Annotated in this window: 18 protein-coding genes; 11 read left to right on the top strand and 7 right to left on the bottom strand. The window is 69.9% G+C overall.

Translation table 11 applies throughout. The features are described 5' to 3' along the window. Positions 1–266 precede the first annotated feature (266 nt). The 4 genes from ABXJ56_RS06770 to ABXJ56_RS06755 all read left to right on the top strand — a co-directional run bounded on the left by ABXJ56_RS06770 (position 267) and on the right by ABXJ56_RS06755 (position 4,182). The gene (locus ABXJ56_RS06770; protein WP_353998937.1) at positions 267–548 is read left to right on the top strand and encodes a GIY-YIG nuclease family protein; all 282 of its coding nucleotides are present in this window, start codon (positions 267–269) and stop codon (positions 546–548) included. A 1,272-nt stretch (positions 549–1,820) separates the two neighbouring features. Then, the gene (locus tag ABXJ56_RS06765; protein ID WP_353998936.1) at positions 1,821–2,756 is read left to right on the top strand and encodes a ParA family protein; all 936 of its coding nucleotides are present in this window, start codon (positions 1,821–1,823) and stop codon (positions 2,754–2,756) included. Continuing rightward, positions 2,756–3,769 carry a ParB/RepB/Spo0J family partition protein gene (locus ABXJ56_RS06760; RefSeq protein ID WP_353998935.1) on the top strand — a complete coding sequence of 338 codons (1,014 nt, stop codon included), beginning with the start codon at positions 2,756–2,758 and terminating at the stop codon, positions 3,767–3,769. Before ABXJ56_RS06765 ends, ABXJ56_RS06760 begins: the two co-directional genes overlap by 1 nt. 65 nt (positions 3,770–3,834) lie before the next feature. Continuing rightward, positions 3,835–4,182, top strand: coding sequence for a tryptophan synthase subunit alpha (locus ABXJ56_RS06755; RefSeq protein ID WP_353998934.1), 348 nt, complete (start codon positions 3,835–3,837; stop codon positions 4,180–4,182). A 91-nt stretch (positions 4,183–4,273) separates the two neighbouring features. Here ABXJ56_RS06755 and trxA read toward each other — a convergent pair whose 3' ends face one another. The 3 genes from trxA to ABXJ56_RS06740 all read right to left on the bottom strand — a co-directional run bounded on the left by trxA (position 4,274) and on the right by ABXJ56_RS06740 (position 7,959). Next, positions 4,274–4,597 (bottom strand): thioredoxin, encoded by a 324-nt coding sequence (gene trxA, locus ABXJ56_RS06750; protein WP_236966972.1) that lies wholly within the window; start codon positions 4,595–4,597, stop codon positions 4,274–4,276. 72 nt (positions 4,598–4,669) lie between these two features. Further along, positions 4,670–5,656, bottom strand: coding sequence for a thioredoxin-disulfide reductase (gene trxB, locus ABXJ56_RS06745; RefSeq protein ID WP_353998933.1), 987 nt, complete (start codon positions 5,654–5,656; stop codon positions 4,670–4,672). 122 nt (positions 5,657–5,778) lie between these two features. After that, the gene (locus ABXJ56_RS06740; protein WP_353998932.1) at positions 5,779–7,959 is read right to left on the bottom strand and encodes a DUF6049 family protein; all 2,181 of its coding nucleotides are present in this window, start codon (positions 7,957–7,959) and stop codon (positions 5,779–5,781) included. A gap of 139 nt (positions 7,960–8,098) precedes the next feature. Between ABXJ56_RS06740 and ABXJ56_RS06735 the strand changes: the two genes are divergently transcribed. Beyond that, positions 8,099–9,679 carry a DUF7059 domain-containing protein gene (locus ABXJ56_RS06735; protein ID WP_353998931.1) on the top strand — a complete coding sequence of 527 codons (1,581 nt, stop codon included), beginning with the start codon at positions 8,099–8,101 and terminating at the stop codon, positions 9,677–9,679. 9 nt (positions 9,680–9,688) lie between these two features. Then, a complete protein-coding gene (locus ABXJ56_RS06730; RefSeq protein ID WP_353998930.1) occupies positions 9,689–11,113 on the top strand; it encodes a CCA tRNA nucleotidyltransferase in 1,425 nt (474 codons plus the stop codon). Between the two features lie 31 nt (positions 11,114–11,144). On the opposite strand, the gene ABXJ56_RS06725 is transcribed toward ABXJ56_RS06730, so the two are convergent. Beyond that, a complete protein-coding gene (locus ABXJ56_RS06725) occupies positions 11,145–11,642 on the bottom strand; it encodes a septum formation family protein (RefSeq protein ID WP_353999982.1) in 498 nt (165 codons plus the stop codon). A 152-nt stretch (positions 11,643–11,794) separates the two neighbouring features. Between ABXJ56_RS06725 and ABXJ56_RS06720 the strand changes: the two genes are divergently transcribed. Continuing rightward, complete coding sequence (locus tag ABXJ56_RS06720; protein WP_353998929.1) at positions 11,795–14,935, top strand: M14 family zinc carboxypeptidase; 3,141 nt, start codon at positions 11,795–11,797, stop codon at positions 14,933–14,935. A 67-nt stretch (positions 14,936–15,002) separates the two neighbouring features. Here ABXJ56_RS06720 and ABXJ56_RS06715 read toward each other — a convergent pair whose 3' ends face one another. Both ABXJ56_RS06715 and ABXJ56_RS06710 read right to left on the bottom strand, forming a co-directional pair. Beyond that, positions 15,003–16,037 (bottom strand): NAD(P)-dependent alcohol dehydrogenase, encoded by a 1,035-nt coding sequence (locus tag ABXJ56_RS06715; RefSeq protein ID WP_353998928.1) that lies wholly within the window; start codon positions 16,035–16,037, stop codon positions 15,003–15,005. A 93-nt stretch (positions 16,038–16,130) separates the two neighbouring features. Beyond that, entirely contained in the window at positions 16,131–16,529 is a 399-nt protein-coding gene (locus ABXJ56_RS06710) for a DUF6992 family protein (RefSeq protein ID WP_353998927.1), read from the bottom strand. A gap of 87 nt (positions 16,530–16,616) precedes the next feature. On the opposite strand from ABXJ56_RS06710, the gene ABXJ56_RS06705 reads away from it, so the two are divergent. The 4 genes from ABXJ56_RS06705 to ABXJ56_RS06690 all read left to right on the top strand — a co-directional run bounded on the left by ABXJ56_RS06705 (position 16,617) and on the right by ABXJ56_RS06690 (position 20,560). Then, positions 16,617–17,978: a transcriptional regulator gene (locus ABXJ56_RS06705; RefSeq protein ID WP_353998926.1), complete on the top strand. Its 1,362-nt coding sequence runs from the start codon at positions 16,617–16,619 to the stop codon at positions 17,976–17,978. 130 nt (positions 17,979–18,108) lie between these two features. Continuing rightward, positions 18,109–19,656 carry an acetaldehyde dehydrogenase ExaC gene (gene exaC / locus ABXJ56_RS06700; RefSeq protein ID WP_353998925.1) on the top strand — a complete coding sequence of 516 codons (1,548 nt, stop codon included), beginning with the start codon at positions 18,109–18,111 and terminating at the stop codon, positions 19,654–19,656. Further along, positions 19,653–20,072 (top strand): DUF779 domain-containing protein, encoded by a 420-nt coding sequence (locus ABXJ56_RS06695; RefSeq protein WP_353998924.1) that lies wholly within the window; start codon positions 19,653–19,655, stop codon positions 20,070–20,072. The genes exaC and ABXJ56_RS06695 overlap by 4 nt, the downstream gene beginning before the upstream one ends. A 104-nt stretch (positions 20,073–20,176) precedes the next feature. Next, positions 20,177–20,560 carry a hypothetical protein gene (locus tag ABXJ56_RS06690; RefSeq protein ID WP_353998923.1) on the top strand — a complete coding sequence of 128 codons (384 nt, stop codon included), beginning with the start codon at positions 20,177–20,179 and terminating at the stop codon, positions 20,558–20,560. Positions 20,561–20,570: 10 nt separating this feature from the next. Here ABXJ56_RS06690 and ABXJ56_RS06685 read toward each other — a convergent pair whose 3' ends face one another. After that, the gene (locus ABXJ56_RS06685) at positions 20,571–21,944 is read right to left on the bottom strand and encodes an HNH endonuclease signature motif containing protein (protein ID WP_353998922.1); all 1,374 of its coding nucleotides are present in this window, start codon (positions 21,942–21,944) and stop codon (positions 20,571–20,573) included. Between the last annotated feature and the right edge of the window lie 69 nt (positions 21,945–22,013).

The following is a 22,013-nucleotide window of genomic DNA, read 5'->3' as shown; positions in this document are numbered from 1 at the left end:
CTGATCGAGGAGCCGCGCCTCCGCGCGCCACACCCTCGGCCTTTTCCTCCGGTGATCGATTAGCCGCGTAGCGGCGCAGCCGTGCCCCGGTCCCCCTCAAAGCTGGGTGCCTTAAACGACACACCCTGGCCTCTTCTTCCGGTGATCGAGTAGCCGCGTAGCGGCGTATCGAGATCCCCTCCTCCCCCGGTGCCGGCGGTACGCAACTGTCCACTGACAGCACGTGCGCGTCCTCCTCATCCCCGTGACCGCGCCACGCTTCAGTCATGGCATGGATGTACATCCTTCAGTGCGCTGACGGCTCTCTTTACGTAGGCAGCACGCTCGATCTGTCACGGCGAATTGCGGAGCATCAATACGGAGAGGGTTCGGCTTACACCGCAGCCAGGCTGCCCGTCGCGCTGCTCTACTGCGAGGAGTTCGACCGGGTTGATGACGCCTTTCGACGGGAGGAGCAGATCCAGGGTTGGGGCCGTGCCAAGCGCCTCGCGCTCGTCGCGGGCGATCTCAAGGCGGTGTCGAGGCTGAGTAAGAAGCGTTTCACGTGAAGCGTGTCTCAGCGCCAGCCGGTCGCTATCTCGTGGGCGGCGCGCGCGGCGGCGAGCCCCCCAAGCCGAGGCTTCGGATGCGGGGTCTCGATACGGCGCTTCGCGCCTACTCGATCACCGGTGGAAGCCTCGGTGGTCGAGTGTCGCGCGAAGTGCGGTGTATCGAGACCGGGCGGAGAGCGCTTGTGATCTCGGTACGCGGCTTCGCCGCTACTCGATCACCGGGTGGGGTTTCACGTGAAACGATCGTGCGGCGTCGACGATCTCGGTACGCGGCTTCGTCGCTACTCGATCATCGGAGGGAGCGTTGGTGGTCGAGTGCCGCGCGGAGCGCGGTGTATCGAGACCGGGCTACGTACCCTTTGTGATCTCGGTACGCGGCTTTGCCGCTACTTGATCACCGGGGTGGGGTTTCACGTGAGACATTCGCGTGGCGTCGACGATCTCGGTACGGCGCTTCGCGCCTACTCGATCACCGGAGGAAGCGTCGGTGGTCGAGTGCCGCGCGAAGTGCGGTGTATCGAGACCGGGCGGAGAGCGCTTGTGATCTCGGTACGCGGCTTCGCCGCTACTCGATCGCCGGGGTGGTGTTTCACGTGAAACAGATCGTTCGGCCTCGGGAATCTCGGTACGGCGCTTCGCGCCTACTCGATCACCGGTGGAGGCGTCGGTGGTCGAGTGCCGCGCGGAGCGCGGTGTATCGAGACCTGGCGGACAGTGTTTGTGATCTCGGTACGCGGCTTTGCCGCTACTTGATCACCGGGGTGGGGTTTCACGTGAGACATTCGCGTGGCGTCGACGATCTCGGTACGGCGCTTCGCGCCTACTCGATCACCGGAGGAGCCTCGGTGGTCGAGTGCCGCGCGAAGTGCGGTGTATCGAGACCGGGCGGAGAGCGCTTGTGATCTCGGTACGCGGCTTCTCCGCTACTCGATCACCGGACGGGGTTTCACGTGAAACAGATCGTTCCGCCTCGGGGATCTCGATACGGCGCTTCGCGCCTACCCAATTACCGGGGGAAGCGTCGGTGGTCGAGTGCCGCGCGGAGCGCGGTGTATCGAGACCGATCTTGGTACGCGGCTTTGCCGCTCCTCGATCACCGGGCGGGGTTTCACGTGAAACAGTCGTGCGGGCCTTGGGGATCTTGGTACGGCGCTTCGCGCGTACTCAATCAGCGGCGTCGTGGGACATGAACGTACGACGAAACTCCCGGTGTGGGATCGCCTAGAGTGGAGGACGTTGTTCTGACGCGCGAGAGGGAGAGTGTTTCACGTGAAACAACCCGAGGAGACGGAGTCTTCTTCCGCATCCTTCTCGTTCGACGACACTCCTCTCGCACGCGAACTCGCTGATCTCTCTGCACGTCGTCGCGTCCTCGAGAACGTCGATGTCCGGCTCTCCGGCAAAACCCGTGTTCTGACGGTGTCCAATCAGAAGGGTGGCGTCGGCAAGACCACGACGGCAGTCAATGTCGCTGCGGCGCTGGCGTCCGTCGGGGCGAAGGTCCTCGTCGTCGACCTCGACCCGCAGGGGAACGCGTCGACGGCACTGGGTGTACCCCACACAGCGGACACCCCCAGTGTCTACGACGTCCTGATCGATGAGTTCCCCCTCGCCGACATCATCCAGGTGAGCCCGGAGTCACCCCGGCTGTTGTGCGCGCCGAGCACCATCCACCTCGCGGGCGCGGAGATCGAGCTCGTCTCGCAGGTCGCGCGCGAGCACCGCCTGCGCACGGCGCTCGATGACTACCTCGCCACCGAGGATCATCACCTCGATTTCGTGCTGATCGACTGCCCTCCCTCCCTCGGGCTGCTGACGATCAACGCGTTCACCGCCGCGAGCGAGGTCCTCATCCCGATCCAGTGCGAGTACTACGCCCTGGAGGGGCTGAGCCAGCTGCTCGGCACGGTCAAGATGATTCAGAAGCACCTGAATCCTCGACTGCATCTCTCGACCATCCTGCTCACCATGTACGACGGGCGCACCCGTCTCGCGCAGCAGGTCGCCGAAGAGGTTCGCCAGCACTTCCCATCGGAGGTGCTGGGCACCGTCATCCCTCGATCCGTCCGCGTCTCGGAAGCGCCGAGTTTCGGGCAGACCGTCATCGCCTACGACGGCCAGTCGGCCGGCGCGATCGCCTACCGCGAAGCCGCGGTGGAACTCATCCGACGCGACTCCGCGTCTTCGAAGGAAGGAAGCGCCTGATGGCCAAGCGCACAGGCCTCGGTCGCGGGATCGGGGCGCTCATCCCCACCGCGGAGCCGACGGAAGAGCGTCCCTCGGACGTCTTCTTCCCCAAGTCCGCCCCCGAATCCGCTCCCGATGCGGCGCCGGTTGCGGCATCGGAGGCGAGCACTCCCGCAGATGACGCCGGATCCGAGGGAACGGAGGGCGAAACTCTCGTCGCCGTCCCCGGTGCGCGGCTCACCCAGATCGATCCGCATGCGATCGTGCCGAATCCGCGACAGCCGCGCACGCACTTCGATCCGGACGACCTCGCCGAGCTCATCCACAGCGTCCGCGAGTTCGGCGTCCTTCAACCGGTCGTCGTCCGGGCCACGGACGAGGGCACGTACGAGCTCATCATGGGGGAGCGCCGCACGCGTGCCGCTCGCGAAGCCGGACTCGAGACCATCCCCGCCGTGGTCCGGGACACGTCCGACGAGAACCTCCTCCGTGACGCCCTTCTCGAGAACCTCCACCGTTCACAGCTCAATCCCCTCGAAGAGGCATCCGCATACGAACAGCTCCTCGCGGACTTCGGCATCACGCAGGAAGAGCTCGCCACCCGGATCGGTCGTTCGCGTCCGCAGATCAGCAACACGATCCGTCTTCTGAAGCTCCCCGTCCCCGTTCAGCAACGGGTTGCCGCGGGTGTCCTCAGCGCCGGCCACGCGCGTGCCATCCTCTCGGTGGAGACGCCGGAGGCGATGCAGCGCCTCTCCGACAAGATCATCAACGAGGACCTCTCCGTTCGGGCGGCGGAGGCAGCCGCGAAGACGATCGAAGGCGCGGGCAGCCGCTCCGGCAAAACGCAGGCCGGCGCCCGGCGCGCCCACCTCGACGACCTAGCCGAGCGTCTCGGCGACCGCCTGAACACCCGGGTGAAGATCACGCTCACTGCGAAAAAGGGCCAGATCAACATCGATTTCGCAAGTATCCAGGACCTCAATCGTATCCTCGAGGAGCTCGGGGAGTCCGGGTACGCCTCGGCCTGAGCGGGGCTGTCCACAGCGGACAGGGTCGCAGGCCCTGTCCGGCTTCGGCGACGTAGGCTGGAAGGGTGAGTTCCGCGAATCAGTCCCCGCAGCGTCGAGCCAGTCTCGAGCTGCTTCGCGCCGAGGCCGCGGATGAGCTCTCCGTCCTGATCGCCGAGCGTCTTCGCGGAGGCGAGGATCCCTGGGACTTCATGGAGGACCTTCCCTCCGTGGACGAGCTCGTGGTCTTCACCCTGCGCGCCGAGAACATCGCCGCGAACGGGGGCGCCCGCCCCAACGCCGCCCGTCACTATCGGGTGCTCCGACAGATCTCCCTCGACTACCCCGAGCTGACGACGGCCGTCTGGCGACTTCTCGGAGAAGCGAACACCCACCGTCGGTGGGATGCGACAGTCCGTGTCGACGCGACGTGAATCCCGCATTCCGACACACGCATATACTGCTGGACACAAAAGAATCCCCGTTCAGGAGCATTTCCTGAACGGGGATTCCTCGTGGTGCAGATCAGCCGATGTACTTGGCGAGATCCTGCTGGAGAGCGAACTTCGGCTTCGCGCCGATGATGGTGGTCTCCACCTCGCCCTTGTTGAAGACCTTCATCGCCGGGATCGACGTGATCTGGTACTTCATCGCCAGGTCGGGGTTCTCGTCGACGTTGAGCTTGAGGATCGTGAGCTTGTCCGGGTTCTCGTTCTGGATCTCGTCCAGAACGGGAGCGACCATGCGGCACGGGCCGCACCACTCCGCCCAGAAGTCCACGAGCACGGGTCCCTCGGCCTGGAGCACGTCCTGCTCCCAGGTCGCCGAAGACGTCGCCTTGGCAGTCATGTTTTCTCCTTCGATCGGAAGTCGTACAGGGGCGTCAACACCTGACGCCCGGGGATTGTTCCGGATGCCGTGTCAGGCGGCATCCGCTTCGGGACGACCCTCGATCGGGTCGGCCTCCGGCTCCGGTGCGCCGGCCTCGCCGAGCCCGGCGAGGTAGTGCTCGACATCCAGTGCCGCCACGGTACCGCTTCCCGCCGCGGTGACGGCCTGTCGGTACGTGGGATCGAGGACGTCGCCGGCGGCGAACACGCCCGGGACCGAGGTCCGGGACGACCGGCCGTCGACGGCGATGGTTCCCTCGGGGGTGAGATCGAGCGAGCCGTGCACCAGGTGCGTGCGTGGATCGTTGCCGATCGCCACGAACACGCCGTCGAGGGGCAGCTCGCGGCGCGAGCCGTCGACGGTGGACTCGAGCACGACGCCGGTGACGGCATCCTGCCCGAGGATGTCGGCGATCGCGCTGTTCCAGACGAACTCGATCTTCTCGTTCGCGAACGCGCGCTCCTGCATGATCTTCGAGGCGCGGAGCTCTTCGCGGCGGTGGATGACATAGACCTTCGAGGCGAACTTCGTCAGGAACGTCGCCTCCTCCATCGCGGAGTCGCCTCCGCCGACGACCGCGATGACCTTCTCGCGGAAGAAGAACCCGTCGCACGTGGCGCAGTACGACACCCCGTGGCCGGACAGGCGTGCTTCGCCCTCGATGCCGAGCTTCCGGGGTGCGGACCCCGTGGCGAAGATGATGCTGTGTGCCTCATGGGTGGCACCGCTGCCGAGCGTGACGCGCTTGACCGGTCCCGAGACGTCGAGCGAGACGACGTCGTCATAGAGGACCTCGGCGCCGAAGCGCTCGGCCTGCGCCTGCATCTTCGCCATCAGATCGGGGCCCATGATGCCCTCGGGGAAGCCGGGGAAGTTCTCCACCTCGGTGGTGTTCATCAGCTCACCACCGGCCTCGACGGAACTGGCGACGACGAGGGGCTCGAGGTTCGCGCGTGCGGCGTAGATCGCGGCGGTGTACCCGGCGGGGCCGGATCCGATGATGATGACGTGACGCACTGCGCCCCCTTCTCTGCGGTTCTCACGGGATGCGGACATATCGATCCCGCTCGATGAATCAACCCATGTTAGCCGTCGCCCATTCCATCCCCGGTTAACGGATGGTGTCCGCGCAGGTGGGCTCAGGGTGAGGCGGGTGTTCCGCGACGCCGGGCTCGGAGCTTGAGGACGGTGCGCACGACGCCGAGCACGAACAGGCTGCCGACGAGCACCGCCAAAGCGGTGATGCCGACTCCCTCCCACTCGGCGCGGACGCTGACCTCGACCCGCTCGGAGTCTCCGATCGCGATGCTCGCGGGGCTGCGCAGCTGCAGGTCGATGACGACGTCGCCGCTGCCGACACGCGCCTGGACGGGGACCTCGACGCGGGTGTTGCTCTGCGGCGAGGCCACCACCGGCGTCGCACGCTGGACGTCGAGGCGGAGGTCGCCGGGCGCCGCGTAGAGAACGAGGTTGACCGGCCACTGCAGGTCGTTGCGCACCCAGAACCGGAGTCCGGCCCCCGAACCGAACAGGTTGATCGTGCTGGTGGGAAGGAGCTCCACCGACCCCAGGGTCGTGCGAGTGGCGCCGCGATGCAGCTGCACGGCGCGCGCCGCCGCGTCGGGCTGATCGACCCACGCCACCGACAGCAGCTGGAGGACCTCCGTCCGCTCAGGCCCGGTGAGCAGGGAGGGCTGATCGAGGATGGTCGCGAAACGACCGAGGGCGTCCTCGTCGGCGATGAGAGCGGATGCCGCGTCCACGCGTTCGGCGGTCGGGGCACCGTCGACGGGCGTGATCGTCACCGCGGGCGAAGACGCGAGCGCCCCGAGGGTGACTGCCGTCGCTCCCGGGTACTGCGTCGCGGCGGTGAGGGCCGCGCGGAGGGCGACGCGCGAGCGCTCCGGCTCGCGATCGAGGGTCACCATCACGGGAAGGCCGGGAGTCTCGGCCACCGCGAAGGACAGGTACGCGGATGCCGCGGCCAGCGGTGCCCCGCGGAGCGACCCCTCTTCACGCAGGCTCGCCTCGTGCAGCGCGTCGGAGACCGCCGAGTCGTACACGAGGACCGCCGCACCCTCCGCGTCTCCGCGCGCGGGGACGGTGCCGCCGTCCGCCCCGGCCGTCGTCGCGGCGGAGGGGAGCAGGGTCACCGAGGACTGTCCGTCGATCTCGATGCCGCCCAGCTGCGCGACGGAACCGGGTGAGGTGGTGCCCGGCGCCGGCCAGAACACCGCGTCGCGGCCGCCGCCGATGTCCAGCAGCTGCTCGGTGTCGGGGAGGACGGGCTCGCCGGGGACGGCCGTCGCGGTCGGCGTGGGTGTCGGGGTGGCCGCCGGAGTCGGGGTCGTGCCCGGAGTCGGGGCGACCGGCACGAAGTCCTGCGGGGTCAGGAACGCCGAGAGCCCGAGCGGGCGGAGAGGACGCTCGAGCCCCGCGGCGAGCTGCACCTCGACGTCGGCGTCTCCGAACTGCAGCGCGAAGCGCGAGTTGGGAAGCGCGAGGAGCCGCTCGAGCCATTCGGTCGCCGACGCGGGTGCGCGGGATCCGAGAACGCGGATCGCGGCGGGGATGGCGGGATCGACGGCGAGGATGGCCGGAGTCCCCTCCACGCCGTCCAGCTGGCTCGTCAGCGCGCCGGTGGGAGCGGTCAGCGCGGCGAGCTCCGTCGCGGTGAGCAATCCTGCGCTCATCGCCGGCGCGGTGACCGGCACGACGACCCCGAGGGTGGTCTCGGCGCCGTCCTCGGGGATGACGACGACACTCACGGCCGTGACCGTCTCGCCGTCGAGGTCGTAGCTCGCCGCGAGCGGGTACACGCCGGGTTCGCGCCCGGCCAGGCGAGGATCGTCGGCCTCGACCGAGATGCCGCCAGTGCGCTCGCCGCCGGCGGGAACGGACTCGATCTCCGTCGCCGCGACCTCGTCGAGACCGTCGAGTGCACCCTCGCCCTCGAGCCACGCCGACAGCGCGCTGCGATCCGGCAGGGCCGCGCCACCGAGCCAGAGCCGGACCGGCAGGGTCGGGGTCGGGGCATCCGTCCCGTTGGTGAGGGTCACCGACACGGCGAGGCGTTCTCCGGGACGCAGGATGCCGGCTGCGAGCGGCGAGAGGGTGACGTCGACGTCGCCGGGCTCGGCGATCGGCGTGGACGCGGTCGGCGTGGACGCGGTCGGAGTCGGTGTCGGTGTCGGCGCGGGGGCCGCACTCGCGGTCGTCGGTGCGACGAGCAGCACGAGGCTCAGCAACGCCGCGCCGACCGTCGCGCCGAGGCGCCGGCGTCGCGGGGGACGGCGTGCGGGACGGGCGAGGGGGATCACGGTCATACGTTCGGTTCGCTCCCGTGCGATGTCGACCGCACGAATCGAAGGCGATTCTACGGTCCGCTTCCCCTCGGACCCCTGAGAACGCTCCGCGAGCGCGCGGCACCGACGGTGCGAGGCGCGGTTCAATGGTGGGGTGACTCCGCCCGTCGTCCCGCCCCTTCCCCTCCCCGCCGTTGACCGCGAAGGCTGCGAACGACTCGCCGCCGACCTCCGCGCCGCCGGCTTCACCGCCGACGGGGTGCGCACCGCCTGGGGCGCCGACAACGACGACGCGGTCGGGCGCGGAGTCCGCGGACCGGCCCTGCACGCCCTCGGCGATCGCGACGACGCCCTCGCCGTCCTCGCGCGACTTCTCGTGCTCGGGATGCCGCAGGACGCGGCATCCGTCGCCGCGGCGCTCCCCGGGACGGGCGTCGAGGGCCTCCGCGCGCTCGGGCTCGCCATGACCGACGGCAACGGCGCCCGCGTGGTCCCGACCGCGCTGGTGCGCCCGCAGAGCTACGCCGTCGGTGGTGCCGACGGACACTGGTGGATCGCGAGCGACCTCGACGAGGCGGCGCTGGCGGGACCCCTGCCGGAGGACCACGTCCTCGGGGTCGGGGGTGCCTCCTTCACCCTCGCGGAGCTGCAGCTGCCGACGCCCGCGTCCCGCGCCCTCGACCTCGGCACAGGATGCGGCATCCAGGCGCTCCGGGCGCGGGAGCACGTCGCCGAGGTCGTCGCGACCGACATCTCCGCGCGCGGCCTCGCCTTCGCGCGGCTGAACGCGGCCCTCAACGGCGTGGACGGGATCGACACCCGCGCGGGCAGCCTGTTCGAGCCGGTCGCGGGCGAACGGTTCGACCGCGTGATCTCGAATCCGCCGTTCGTCATCACCCCGCGCCGCGAGGGCGTCCCGGCATATGGGTACCGTGACGGGGGGATGGTCGGCGATGCGCTCGTGGCCTCCGTCATCCGCGACGTCGGCGAGCACCTCACCCCCGGCGGTGTCGCGCAGATGCTCAGCAACTGGGAGACCCGTGACGGAGTCTCCGGTCTCGCCCGGGTTCGCCAGTGGGTGGACACCTCGCCCGTCCCGGTCGACGCATGGGTCGTCGAGCGCGAGCGCCTGGATCCCCTCGCCTACGCCGAGCTCTGGATCCGCGACGGCGGGACCGTCCCCGGCACGCCGGAGTTTGACCTGCTGCTGGACGCCTGGCTCGAGGACTTCGCCGCGCGCGGGGTGACCGGGATCGGATTCGGGCACGTGCTGCTGCGCCGCCCCGCCGGCGGCGACGCGCCGACCCTCGCGCGCTACGAGACCCTCACCCAGGCGCTGCCCCAGGGCGGACTCGGCGCGCACATCGCCGAGGCGCTCGCCGCCCACGACCGGCTCGCGGGGATGGACGATACGGCGGTGGCCGCCTCCGTCCTCCGGGTCGCCGGCGACGTCACCGAAGTGCGTCATCACCGCCCGGGCGAGGAGGACCCCACGGTCATCGAGCTGCGCCAGGGCGGGGGCTACGCCCGATCGCTGTCGGTCGACCCGGCCCTCGCGGCGCTGGTCGGCGCGTGCGACGGCGACCTCGCCGTCGGCGTGCTCATCGACGCCATCGCCCAGCTGCTGGAGGTGCAGGCCGACGTGCTCCGCGCGGACCTCCTGCCCCGCGTCCGCGAGCTGGTCTTCACCGGATTCCTCGGCTTCGCACCGGATGCCGAGGGTGGGCCTCGGTAGGCTCGAGGGATGCTCAACATGGCCGAGGGCATCGCGCGTCTCGGCGCGCTCGCCGAGTCCCGCGTGGTGTCCACGCTCGCCGACGCGTTCGCCGCGGCCGGTCGCGACCTCGCCGTCGTCGGCGGCCCCGTGCGCGATGCGCTGCTGGGACGCACCACGAACGACCTCGACTTCACCACCGACGCCCGGCCCGACGAGATCCTCGCGATCGTCACACCCATCTCGACGGTCCAGTGGGACGTCGGACGCGCCTTCGGCACGATCGGCGCGAAGGTCGCCGGCGAGCAGGTGGAGATCACCACCTACCGCGCCGACAGCTACGACGGCGTGACACGCAAACCCACCGTGGAGTTCGGCGACACGCTCGAGGGCGACCTCGTCCGGCGCGACTTCACCGTGAACGCCATGGCGCTGCGGGTGCCCGCGCGGACGCTCGTCGACCCCACCGGCGGCGTCGAGGACCTCCTCGCCCAGACGCTGCGGACCCCCGCCGACCCCGAGGTCAGCTTCGGCGACGACCCGCTGCGGATGCTGCGCGCGGCGCGATTCGCCGCCCAGCTCGGGTTCGACGTCGCTCCCGACACGGTCGCGGCCATGGCGCGCCTGCGTTCGTCGCTCGCGATCGTGAGCCCCGAACGCGTGCAGAGCGAGCTGGTCCGGCTCCTCGCGACCGACGACCCGGTGCGCGGCATCCGGATGCTGGTGGAGACCGGGCTGATGGAGGAGTTCCTCCCGGAGGTGCCGGCACTCCGTCTCGAGGTGGACGAGCACCACCATCACAAGGATGTGTACGAGCACTCGCTGACGGTCGTGCGTCAGGCGATCGAACTCGAGCACGCCCGCCACCCGGGCGCGGCGCCCGACGTGCCGCTGCGCCTGGCTGCGCTGCTGCACGACATCGGCAAGCCCGCCACCCGCCGTTTGGAGAGCGGTGGCGGGGTGACCTTCTACCACCACGACGTCAAGGGTGCGCGGATGGCGCGGAAGCGCCTGAACGCCTTGCGCTTCGACGCGGCGACCACCACGACGGTGTCCCGGCTGATCGAGCTGCACCTGCGGTTCTTCGGCTACGCCGAGGGAGCGTGGACGGATGCCGCGGTCCGGCGCTACGTCCGCGACGCGGGCGACGAGCTGGAGCGCCTGCACATCCTGACCCGCGCGGACGTGACGACGCGCAACGCGCGGAAGGCTCGGCGTCTGGCGAGCGCGTACGACGACATCGAGCGCCGCATCGACGAGCTGGCCGAGGCGGAGGAGCTGGGCGCCATGCGCCCGGAGCTCGACGGGAACCGGATCCAGGAGGTGCTCGGCATCCGTCCCGGACGGGAGGTGGGCGAGGCGTACCGCTTCCTGCTCGACCTGCGCCTGGACGAGGGGATCGTCGGCGAGGAAGAGGCCGAGCGGCGCCTGCTCGCCTGGTGGGCGGCCCGCTGACCACCCCCGGACGAGCCGGCGCCGCTGAGCGTCAGATCCCGGCGCCCTCGAGCGAACCGGTGGTCTTGCCGGACGGGTCCATGATCAGGCACGACACGAGCCGGTCGTCGAACTCCTCCCAGCCCTGCTGGGTCGGCATGTACGAGCTGAACAGCAGCGCCGACTCCTCGTAGGGGAGTCCGACGAAGGCCTCGAACTGGGCGTAGCAGCCCTCATCGGCGAGCTGGCCGACGACGTCGACACCGGGCCACTCGCCGTCGTCGAGGGTGATCTCGCCGAACACCTCCATGTCGTGAGGCTCGTCGCAGGGGACGAGCGGCACGTCGGAGATCTCCTCGCCGGTCTGCTCGTCGAGGCAGTCGCCGACGGACAGCGTGAAGACGTCGGCCTGACCCGACTCCGTGACCTCGCCGCTGTCCTCATCGCGGACGGCGGTGTCGCCGCCGGTGAGGTCGCCCACGGATGCCGAGCAGCCGGTGAGGAGGATGGCGGCCGACAGGGCGGCCAGGACGGGGAGGGATCGAGTCATTCGCACCGGGAGAGTCTGACAGATCCGCATGCATTCACCATGTGTGCGTGGCGTTTGTCTCACCTCGGGTGATGGAGCGGTAACATCCGGGCGCTCGGTGGAAACACGGTGTCCCTAGGGTGACGGCGACCAACCTGAAGTGGAGTCCATCCGTGCTGAAACGCCTCATCGCCGGGGTGGGGTGCGCCGCGGTCCTCGCCACCGCCGCCGTCGTCGCCACCCCTGCCCTCGCCGCCGTCGAACCGCCGGCGATCCCCCTCGTCCGACCCGCATCGCCGCTGATCGACATGCCCACGCAGTATCCGGTGCAGCCGGCCCTGCAGGTCTTCCCCGATCTGGAGACGGATGCCTCGATCCTGCGCGGCGTGATCCCTTACGACGAGATCGCCCCCTTCCTCAGCCGCGTCATGGCCGAGTCGAACCGCGTGTCGACCCAGGTCGTGGGGACGTCCCAGCAGGGCCGCGACATCTATCTCGTCACGGTGACGAGCCCGGAGACCCCCGAGCAGACCGCCCAGCAGGACGCATGGCGCACCAAGGTCAAGTACGACCCCGCGGCCGCGGCGGCCGACACCGCGCTGAAGGACGGCTACAAGATCCCCGTCTGGTTCAACAGCAACATCCACGGCAACGAGTGGGAGGGCACCGACGCCACCCTGAACTACATCGAGCGGCTCGCGACCAGCGACGACCCCGCCGTGCTCGACTTCATCTCGAAGAACCGGCTCTACTTCACCGTGACGAACAACCCCGACGGCCGCGCGCTCGGCCAGCGGGGAACGGTCAACGGGTACGACCCCAACCGCGACTTCATCACCGGCGCCACGGCCGAGGCGTCGCTGACACGCGATCTCGCCAGCGTCATCCAGCCGACGTACTTCATCGACATCCACGGGTACACCAATGTGCTGCAGGTCGAGCCCTGCGGACCGCCGCACGGGGAGAACTACGAGTACGACCTCTTCCTCCCGCACGCGTACTCCACGGCGCTGGAGATCGAGAAGGCCGTCGTCGAGGCGAACATCCCCGGCAACACCTACCTCGCCGCCAACGGGTCGGCGACGACGACCAACACCGGGAAGATCAAGATCCCCTATCGCGACATCCGCTCGGGCTGGGACGACTGGCCCCCGATCTTCGCCCCGCAGTACGTCGCGTACCAGGGAGCGATCACCAACACGGTCGAGCTGCCGCTGGGCCGCCTGAACCCCGCGTCGGACCCCCGGAACGCCGAGCGCGCCGCGGTGAACATCGAGGTCGCCGAGATCGTGGTCGAGACGGTCGTGGACTACGTCGCCGACAACGGCGCCGCGCTCCTCGACAACCAGATCGAGATCTTCCGTCGAGGGCTCGCGGGTGAGCCGAGCGTCGTCATCCCCGCCGACATCACCGCCGAGCAGCTCCCCGAGGGCGTGCCGACCGAGTGGGTGGACATCTGGGACGAGACCGACATCTACAACGCGGACTACCCGCGGGCCTATGTCATCCCCGCCGGGGACGACCAGCGGTCGGAGTCGGACGCGCAGACCCTCGCCCAGATGCTGCTGGTGAACAACATCGAGGTGTCGCGGACGACCGCGCCCTTCACCGTCGACGGGGTGACCTACGAGCCCGGCTCGTTCTTCGTCGACATGCACCAGCCGCTCCGCGGCCTCGCGAACGTGCTGCTCGCCGACGGGTCGGACATCTCCGAGCGCGTGCCGAGCATGTACGACATCTCCGCGTGGAGCCTGTCGCTGCTGTGGGGCGCCGACGTCGACGCGATCGGGTCGACGACGGATGCCGCGCCCGCGGTGTCGGTCGAGCCCGTCACCGAGGCACCGCTGACCGGATCGATTCCGGATGCCGGCACCTATTTGGCGTTCGAGCCGCGCGGAGTGGCGGACTACCAGGCGATCGTCGAGCTCCTCGGCGAGGGTATCGCGCTGTCGCAGATCCCCGACGGCACGGTCATCCTGCGCCGTGACGAGGCGGGGGCTGCGGCCGCCGCCGCGGTCGCCGACCTCTACGGCGTGGACTTCGTCGCCGTCGACGGCCGTGCGATCCGCGACGGGGAGAGCACGGCGCTGCGGCTGCCGCGCATCGGCTACGTCAACGTCTCGGACGACCGCGACATGCTCACCAAGCTCGGATTCACCGACCTCGTGCCGGTGACGAGCGCGACGATCACCGCCGGCGCGGTCGACCTGTCCTCGATCGACCTGCTGTTCGTGGGTGCCAACCTCACCTTCACTCAGAACCAGCAGGCCGGCCGCGACGCCGTCGCCGCCTACGTCGCCGCGGGCAAGCCGGTGGTGGGCCGCGGTACCGCGGGCGCCGCGTTCGCGAGCACCTTCGGCCTCACCACCGTGACGTCGATGACGGGCACGAGCAACTCCAACGGCATCGCGCGGGTCGACGCCCCGGCAGATGGAGTGCTGGGCGACTATCCGCAGGACACCGCGTTCGGCTCGCCGTTCGTGTGGTTCACCGGACTCGGCGAGAACGCCACCGTCGAGCAGTCCTACGCCACGGAGGACATGTTCGTCTCCGGGCACTGGGCGGGCTCGCAGGCCGGACGCACTCAGGCGGATGCCGCGGGTCAGGCATCGGCGTTCTCGGCCGTCGGTGCCACAGGCACCCGTGCGTTCGTGTTCGGCACCTCGCCGTCGTACCGCAACCACCCGGTGGGGGCGTTCAGCGATGTGGCGCGGGCCATCTTCTGGGCCGCGGGCGAAGGTACGCCGGTCACTCCTCCGGGACCCGTCATCGAGGAGGACCTCGTCGACGCCAACCGCGGCGGCGTGAGCGTCCCCGACACGGCCGCCCCGGGCGAGACCATCACCGTCACGATCCCCGGGAGCGACCCGACCGTCTCGGTGCTCCTCTTCTCGGACCCGGTCGACCTCGGCGAGTTCGAGGTGACGGGAACGATCGAGGTGACGATCCCCGAGGACACGCCGCTCGGCGATCACAAGCTCGCCGTGCTCGGCACGGAGAGCCGCCTGATCGGCTGGGACGACATCCGCATCGAGCTCCCGATCGAGCCCACTCCGGACCCGGAGCCGACCCCGGAACCGACGCCCACGACCGAGCCGACGCCGGACCCGACCACGGAGCCGACGCCCACGACCGAGCCGACGCCGACCTCGTCGGCCACCCCGGCTCCGGCATCCGGATCCGACCCGGGCGACCTCGCGGTCACGGGCGGATCGAATCCGGCGCCGTTTGTGATCGGTGCGCTGATCCTCGGGCTCCTCGGAGCCGCGGCGACGTTCGTCGCACGGGCACGGATGCGGGCCCGGACGGAGTAGACGGCATGTGACAGCGCCCGGTCCGGCAGAGATGATCCGCCGGACCGGGCGCTGTCGCGTGGACCGGTCAGGGCACGACGACCGCGCGCCCGCGGACGGTGCCGTCGTGGAGCTTGCCGTAGGCGGTGACGGCATCGTCGATGCCGAATGTCTCGACGTGGACGGAGATCGCACCGGCGCGCGCCAGGTCGAGCACCTCCATCAGCTCGGACCGCGAACCCCAGTACGGCGCACGCACCGTCGCGCCGAAGGGCGTCGCGAAGAACCCGGCGGTCAGTGTTCCGCCGCCGATGCCGACGATCTCGATGTGCCCGTCGATCGCGACGGCGGCCCGCGCGGTCTCGAGCGTCGGACCCGCGCCGACGAAGTCGAAGACGGCGTCGACGCCGCGGCCCCCGGTCATCTCGCGGACGCGCTCGGCGGTGTCGGCGCCCGAGATCAGCGTCTCGTGCGCTCCGACCTCGCGGGCGAGGGCGAGCTTGTCCTCGCCGAGGTCGGCCGCGATCACGCGCGCCTGGCTGAGGGCCCGGATGATCTGGATCCCGACGTGGCCGAGACCGCCGACCCCGATGACCAGCACCGCCGATCCCGGACGCAGCTTGTGGAGGGCGTTCTTCACCGCGTGGTAGGGCGTCAGGCCGGCATCCGTCAGCGACACCGTCTGCACCGGGTCGAGGTCGCCGAGCGGGATCAGGTGCCGCTTGTCGTCGACGATGAGGTACTCCGCCATCGCGCCGGGCGCTCCGAGCCCGGGCGGGGCGATGCCGAGCTCGGCGGCGTGCGGGCAGTAGTTCTCCCGGCCGGTCGCGCACGCGTGGCAGAGTCCGCACCCCCACGGTCCGTAGACGGCGTACGAGCCGCCGACGTCGATGCCCTCGACGCCTGCGCCGAGCTTGTCGACGACACCCACGCCCTCGTGGCCGAGGGTGAGCGGAAGCCCGTAGGAGTACTGCTCGGCGGGCAGGTCCATGAGGAACCAGTCCGAGTGGCACAGCCCCGCGGCGGTCACCTTCAGCCGGATCTGTCCCGGGCCGGGTTCGGGGACCTCGACCTCCACGACCTCGGGACCCTTGCCGACCTCGCGATACTGGACTGCCTTCATGACGTTCTCCTCTCGTGGACTCTTCCAGCGTGAGGCGTCCGGGGGCCGGACGACAGGGCCTTCCGTCCCGCGAGGGCCTCGGATACCCTCGCGTCAGCGCGAGAGGCGTCGGGCCGCGGCGAGGTCGAGGAAGAAGAGCGCCGCACCCTGGATGATGACCGCCAGCCCGTGGCCGCGCGCGTCGGCTGTGCTGAGCCGCCCGCCGAACGTGGGCGTCCGCACCGCGAGGTGCGCCCCGGTGGCGACGTAGCCGACATCGAGGGCGGTGTTCACGAGCAGGATTCGGCGGAGCGCGGCCTTCCCGGGCAGGGACCGCCGCCGCCGGGTGAACACCGCGATGCCCAGGTCGATCGCACCCCACATCAGCGTCTGCAGCCCGAACGCGCGCGAGCGCGGAGCGATCGCGAGCACACCGCCGATGAGAACGGATGCCGAGCCCCATCGTGTCAGGCGGGCGACGAGGGAGCGGGCGACGGACCGGGTGGATGCCATGGCTCCATGATGGCCCGCACTCTGTCCCCCAGGGGCCGAGCGACCTAGACTCGACGACACCGCTCCTTCGCCGATGATCGGAGCCGCATGACGTCGCCGTGGTCCGCCCGGTTCGAGGTCGCACCCGCCACCTCGCGCCTGCTGATCGAGCGCGCCCACGACGAGCTCGTCGCCGGAAACCCCGAGGATCACCGGCTCGCCGACATCCGTCCGCTCGTGCGGGAGTCGTGGCGTCGATCGCTGCAGAGCTTCGTCGGTGCCGAGGACCTGCCTCCGCTCGATCTCTCCCTGGCGGAGCTCGAGCAGTATCGTCGCGCGCATCCGCTGGCCTCCGTCATGGACATGGTGCGCGCCCTCCTCCTCCCGGGCACCCCGGAGGACTCGGGCGTCGCCGTCGCCGTCGGCGACGCGGCCGGACGCCTCCTGTGGGTGGAGGGCGACCGGCGCGTGCGCTCCCTCACCGGCGACATGGGGTTCGTCGAGGGGGCGAACTGGTCGGAGGATGCCGTCGGCACGGCCGCACCCGGGACGGCGCTCCGCCTCGACCGGTCGGTGCAGATCCGGGGCGCCGAGCACTACAACCGGCTCGTGCAGCCGTGGTCGTGCACGGCGGCTCCCGTGCACGATCCCGAGACGCGGCGCATCCTGGGCGTGATCGACGTGACGGGCGAGGCGGAGGCGGTGACGCCGCAGGCGCAGCTGCTCGTCGACGCCACGGTGCGGGCGGTGGAGGGCGAGCTGCTCGTCGCACGTCTGCGGGCACGGGCGGAAGAGGCCGCGCGGGCGGCCCGGTCGTCGTCGCGCCCCGCCCCCCGGTCTCCGTCGCGGGCGACCGAGACCGACCGGTTCACCCTGCGTGTGCTCGGTCGCGACCGGGCGCTGCTGGAGGTCGCGCGCGAGGGCTCCGAGTCGGTCACCGAGCTGTCGCAGCGGCACGCCGAGCTCCTCCTGGTCCTCGCCACCCACCGCCAGGGTCTCTCCGCCGAGCGGCTCGGCGACCTCGTCTACGGGGAGGACGCCGGCTCCTCCGCCGTCACCCTCCGGGCCGAGATGGTGCGGCTTCGTCGAGCCCTCGATCGCACCGCGCCCGCGCTCGTCCCCGCGTCCCGTCCGTACCGGCTGCCGGTCGACCTCGAGACCGATGCCCACCAGGTGCTGTCGCTCCTCCACCGCGGCGCGCACCGGGTGGCGCTCGCCGCCTTCCACGGCGACGTCCTCCCCGACTCGGTCGCGCCGGGGGTCGCGGAGGTGCGCGAGACCGTGCGCACCGCGCTCCGGGACGCGCTGCTGACCGAGGCGAGCATCGACGTCCTCCTCGCCTTCGCCGACACCGACCTCGGGCACGACGACGTCGAGCTGCTGCGGCTGTGCCTGAAGATGCTCCCTGCGCGCTCCCCGAAGCGCGCTCCGCTCGTGGCACGTCTGGAGCGCCTCGACGATCCGTCCTGACACGGGTGACGGGCTGAGACGAGCAACGGTCCCGACCTGCAACGGGATGCAACCTCCCGCGACGTACCGTCGACGCACCGCGCGACACCGCCCGTCGCGCCCCCTGTCGAAGAGGACACGAGGAGAGAGCATGACCATCGTCGAAGAAGGCGTCTCGAGCGTCTACGCCGCCCCCGGACAGCGTGGATCGGTCGCCGAATACCGTTCGCGCTACGGCCACTACATCGGCGGCCAGTTCGTCGAACCGGTGAAGGGCCAGTACTTCGAGAACATCTCGCCCGTCACCGGCAAGCCGTTCTGCGAGGTCGGCCGCGGCACCGTGGAAGACATCGACCGTGCCGTGGATGTCGCCTGGAAGGCGTTCGAATCGTGGAAGCGCACGACCCCCGCCGAGCGCGCGGTGATCCTGAACAAGATCGCCGATCGCATCGAGGAGAACCTCGAGAAGATCGCCGTCGCCGAAACGTGGGAGAACGGCAAGCCCGTCCGTGAGACGCTCGCCGCCGACATCCCGCTCGCGGTCGACCACTTCCGTTACTTCGCCGGCGTTCTGCGGGCCCAGGAGGGTTCGCTGAGCCAGCTGGACGAGGACACGGTCGCGTATCACTTCCACGAGCCGCTCGGTGTGGTCGGGCAGATCATCCCCTGGAACTTCCCGATCCTCATGGCGACGTGGAAGCTCGCGCCGGCCCTCGCCGCGGGCAACTGCGTCGTGCTGAAGCCGGCGGAGCAGACCCCGGCATCCCTCCTGTTCCTGTTCGAGATCATCGGCGACCTGCTGCCGGCGGGCGTGGTGAACATCGTCAACGGCTTCGGCATCGAGGCGGGTGCGCCGCTCGCGCAGCACAAGCGCATCCGGAAGGTCGCTTTCACGGGTGAGACCACCACCGGGCGCCTCATCATGCAGTACGCCTCGCAGAACCTCATCCCGGTGACGCTCGAACTCGGGGGCAAGAGCGCCAACGTCTTCTTCGACGACGTCGCGCGCGAGAACGACGCCTACTACGACAAGGCGCTCGAGGGTTTCACGTTCTTCGCGCTGAACCAGGGTGAGGTGTGCACGTGTCCCTCGCGTGCGCTCATCCAGCGGTCGATGTACGACCGCTTCCTCGGTGACGGCCTCGACCGGGTGTCGAAGATCGTGCAGGGAAACCCGCTGGACCCGGCCACGATGATCGGTGCGCAGGCGTCGAACGACCAGCTCGAGAAGATCCTGTCGTACATCGAGATCGGCAAGGAGGGCGGCGCGAAGCTGCTGGCCGGTGGCGAGCGCGTCGACCTCGGCGGCGACCTCAGCGAGGGGTATTACGTCGCCCCGACGGTCTTCGAGGGCACGAACGACATGCGCATCTTCCAGGAGGAGATCTTCGGGCCGGTCGTCTCGGTCACGTCGTTCGACGACTTCGACGACGCGATCCACATCGCCAATGACACCCTCTACGGTCTCGGCGCCGGTGTCTGGAGCCGCTCGGGCGACATCGCCTACCGCGCGGGGCGCGCGATCGAAGCCGGTCGCGTGTGGACGAACACCTATCACCAGTACCCGGCGCACGCGGCGTTCGGCGGGTACAAGCAGTCCGGCATCGGGCGCGAGAACCACCTCAAGATGCTCGACCACTACCAGCAGACGAAGAACCTGCTGGTGTCGTACGCCGAAGGTGCGATGGGCTTCTTTTGAGCACTGAGCCCACCACGAGCAGGGTCGCCGTCACCGACGCGGCGGCGGCCCTGCTGCGCACCCTCACCGCTCAGCACGGGAAGCTGATGTTCCATCAGTCGGGCGGATGCTGCGACGGCAGCGCTCCGATGTGCTACCCGATCGGGATGTTCCTGACCGGGCCGAGCGACGTGCTCCTCGGCACCATCGACGCGGGCCTCGACGATCCGATCGAGGTCTTCATGTCGGAGTCGCAGTTCGAGTACTGGAAATACACCCACCTCACCATCGACGTCGTTCCCGGTCGCGGTGCCGGCTTCAGCGTCGAGGGTCCGACCGGCATGCGGTTCCTCATCCGTTCGCGCATGCTGACCGAGCTCGAGCTCGTCCACTTCGGTCTCGCCCCGCAGGGTGCCGTCGAAACGGATACGCACTAGGGATGAAGGAGGTCATCGCCGGCGCGGACGCCCGTACGCCACTGCCGGTGTCGGTGGTGGCGTCGTAGCATCGAGCCCTCGGCCAGGGGGAGGAGACCTGGCCGTTGACGAAGAACCGCCGTTACGAAGCACGGTACGACGCGCTCACGGACGCGCGGATCGCCCAGGCGTCTCGCGCCTCGCAGCAACCGCTCACGCTTCCTCAGCAGGCCTACGGGCCCCGCCCCTTCGAGTGGGCGCCGCCCAGGCGGCAGCCGACGGTGTGGGTGTGGGTGCACTGGCGGGAGGGCCCCGCGACCAAGATCGCCGCCGTCGCCGCGGCATGGAATGACCGAGTGGTCATCGTCGAATGGGAACACCCCGGCGGGCGCCACTCCGTCGTGGTGTGGCGCACCGCGGTCTCGCATCGCGCGGAGCGAGACCGCGCGCGGTCACACGACCCGACCCTCGGGAGCGTCAGGCCGGGCTGCAGCCGGCCCGGCCGCTGAGGACGGGCCCCTAGAAGGGGGCGCGCGCCGGTTCGGGAGCGGGGTCGGGGATGAACATCACCCGGGGTGGCGGATCCTCGATGTAGACCGCGCCGGAGGGCGCGGTGAATCGCAGTCTTCCGCCGGGGAGTTGCTCGACCGTCCATCCCGCGGCATGCCTGGTCACGTGGTGGCGGGTGCAGCAGGGGCCGAGGTTGTCGCCCTTGGTCTTACCGCCCTTCCTGTACTCCTGGTGATGGTCGATCTCGGATCGCATCGCCGGTCGCCGGCATCCGGGGAACGCGCACCGCACATACCGGGCCTGCAGGAACCTCTTGATCGCCGCGGTGGGGGTGTACCGGTCGGTGGTGAGGACCTCCGCGGTGACCGGGTGCAGGAAGACCCGGTCGAAGCCCGGAGCGTTCCCCGCGAGGATCCGCACCGTGGTCGGGTCGATGGCGCACTTGCCGTTCAGCTCCGCCCCGCCGGACGTCGTGCCCGCGAGGGTTGTGGCCGGGATGCTGACCTGCACCATCGCCCGGATCGATCCCAGCCCCGTCGCGGTGGGATCGATCGTCGGCGCGGCGGTCAGGAGCATGTCGAGGGCGATGTCCGCGCGAATCTCATCCAGCCCACGCTCGTCGAACCACGCCGCGGCGGCACCCGGATCGGTCGTGCAGTCCACGACGTCGCCGGTAGCTTCCCCGCCTCCGGCACCCTCCGCGCCGGCCGCCTGTCGCCGCTCCTGCAGGTCGGTTGCCTTGATCGCGCGACCCTGTTGGGTGAGGCGGTCGAAGATCCCGTGGATCTCGGTCGACGGCCCATCGATCCCGAGCGTCGACATTCCGTCTCTGCGGTCTTCCACCCACACCCGCCGCGTGCACACCGCGGCATCGTGTCGCTCCTGAACGGTGGCGGGGTTGAGCTTGTCGGCGACCTGCTGGGCGTAGGGCTTCACTCGCCCGGCGGTGGTCTTCACCGCGTACGCCAGCACATCCTTCTCGTAGGCCGCTCGCGCCGCGGCATCGTGCAGCTCCGCGCCGAACTCCACGATCACCCGCGTGTGCGCCTTCTGGATCTTCCCGTCGCGCCACGCCTCCCACGTCGCGGCGAACTCCGTGTACAGCCGGTGCCCCTCGAACAGGTGCGTCTGCATCGTGCGGTCGTCGACGTGCACCGCCGGACCGAGTTCCGCGGCCATCGCCCGGAGGGGCATGTCGCGCTCCCTCGACGTCGCCGACGAGATCTTCGCGGTCAACTCCTGCGTGTACGCGAACGCCTCGGCGTAGATCTCGGCCCGCTCGGCATGGATCGCCGCCTCCGCCGCGAAGGACGCCTCCACTCGCTCCCGGAACGCCCGCGTCTTCCGACGGTGAGCCTCATCCGGCTCGAGAGGGTCGTCCATGGCTTCTCGTCTCGATCGCGTTCCGTCCTCTCATTATAGAACAGAGATACGAAACGCACCAGAGGGAGG

Source organism: Microbacterium aurantiacum (assembly GCF_040532595.1).
Lineage (GTDB): Bacteria > Actinomycetota > Actinomycetes > Actinomycetales > Microbacteriaceae > Microbacterium > Microbacterium chocolatum_B.
This window is presented reverse-complemented; position numbering and strand designations above follow the sequence as displayed.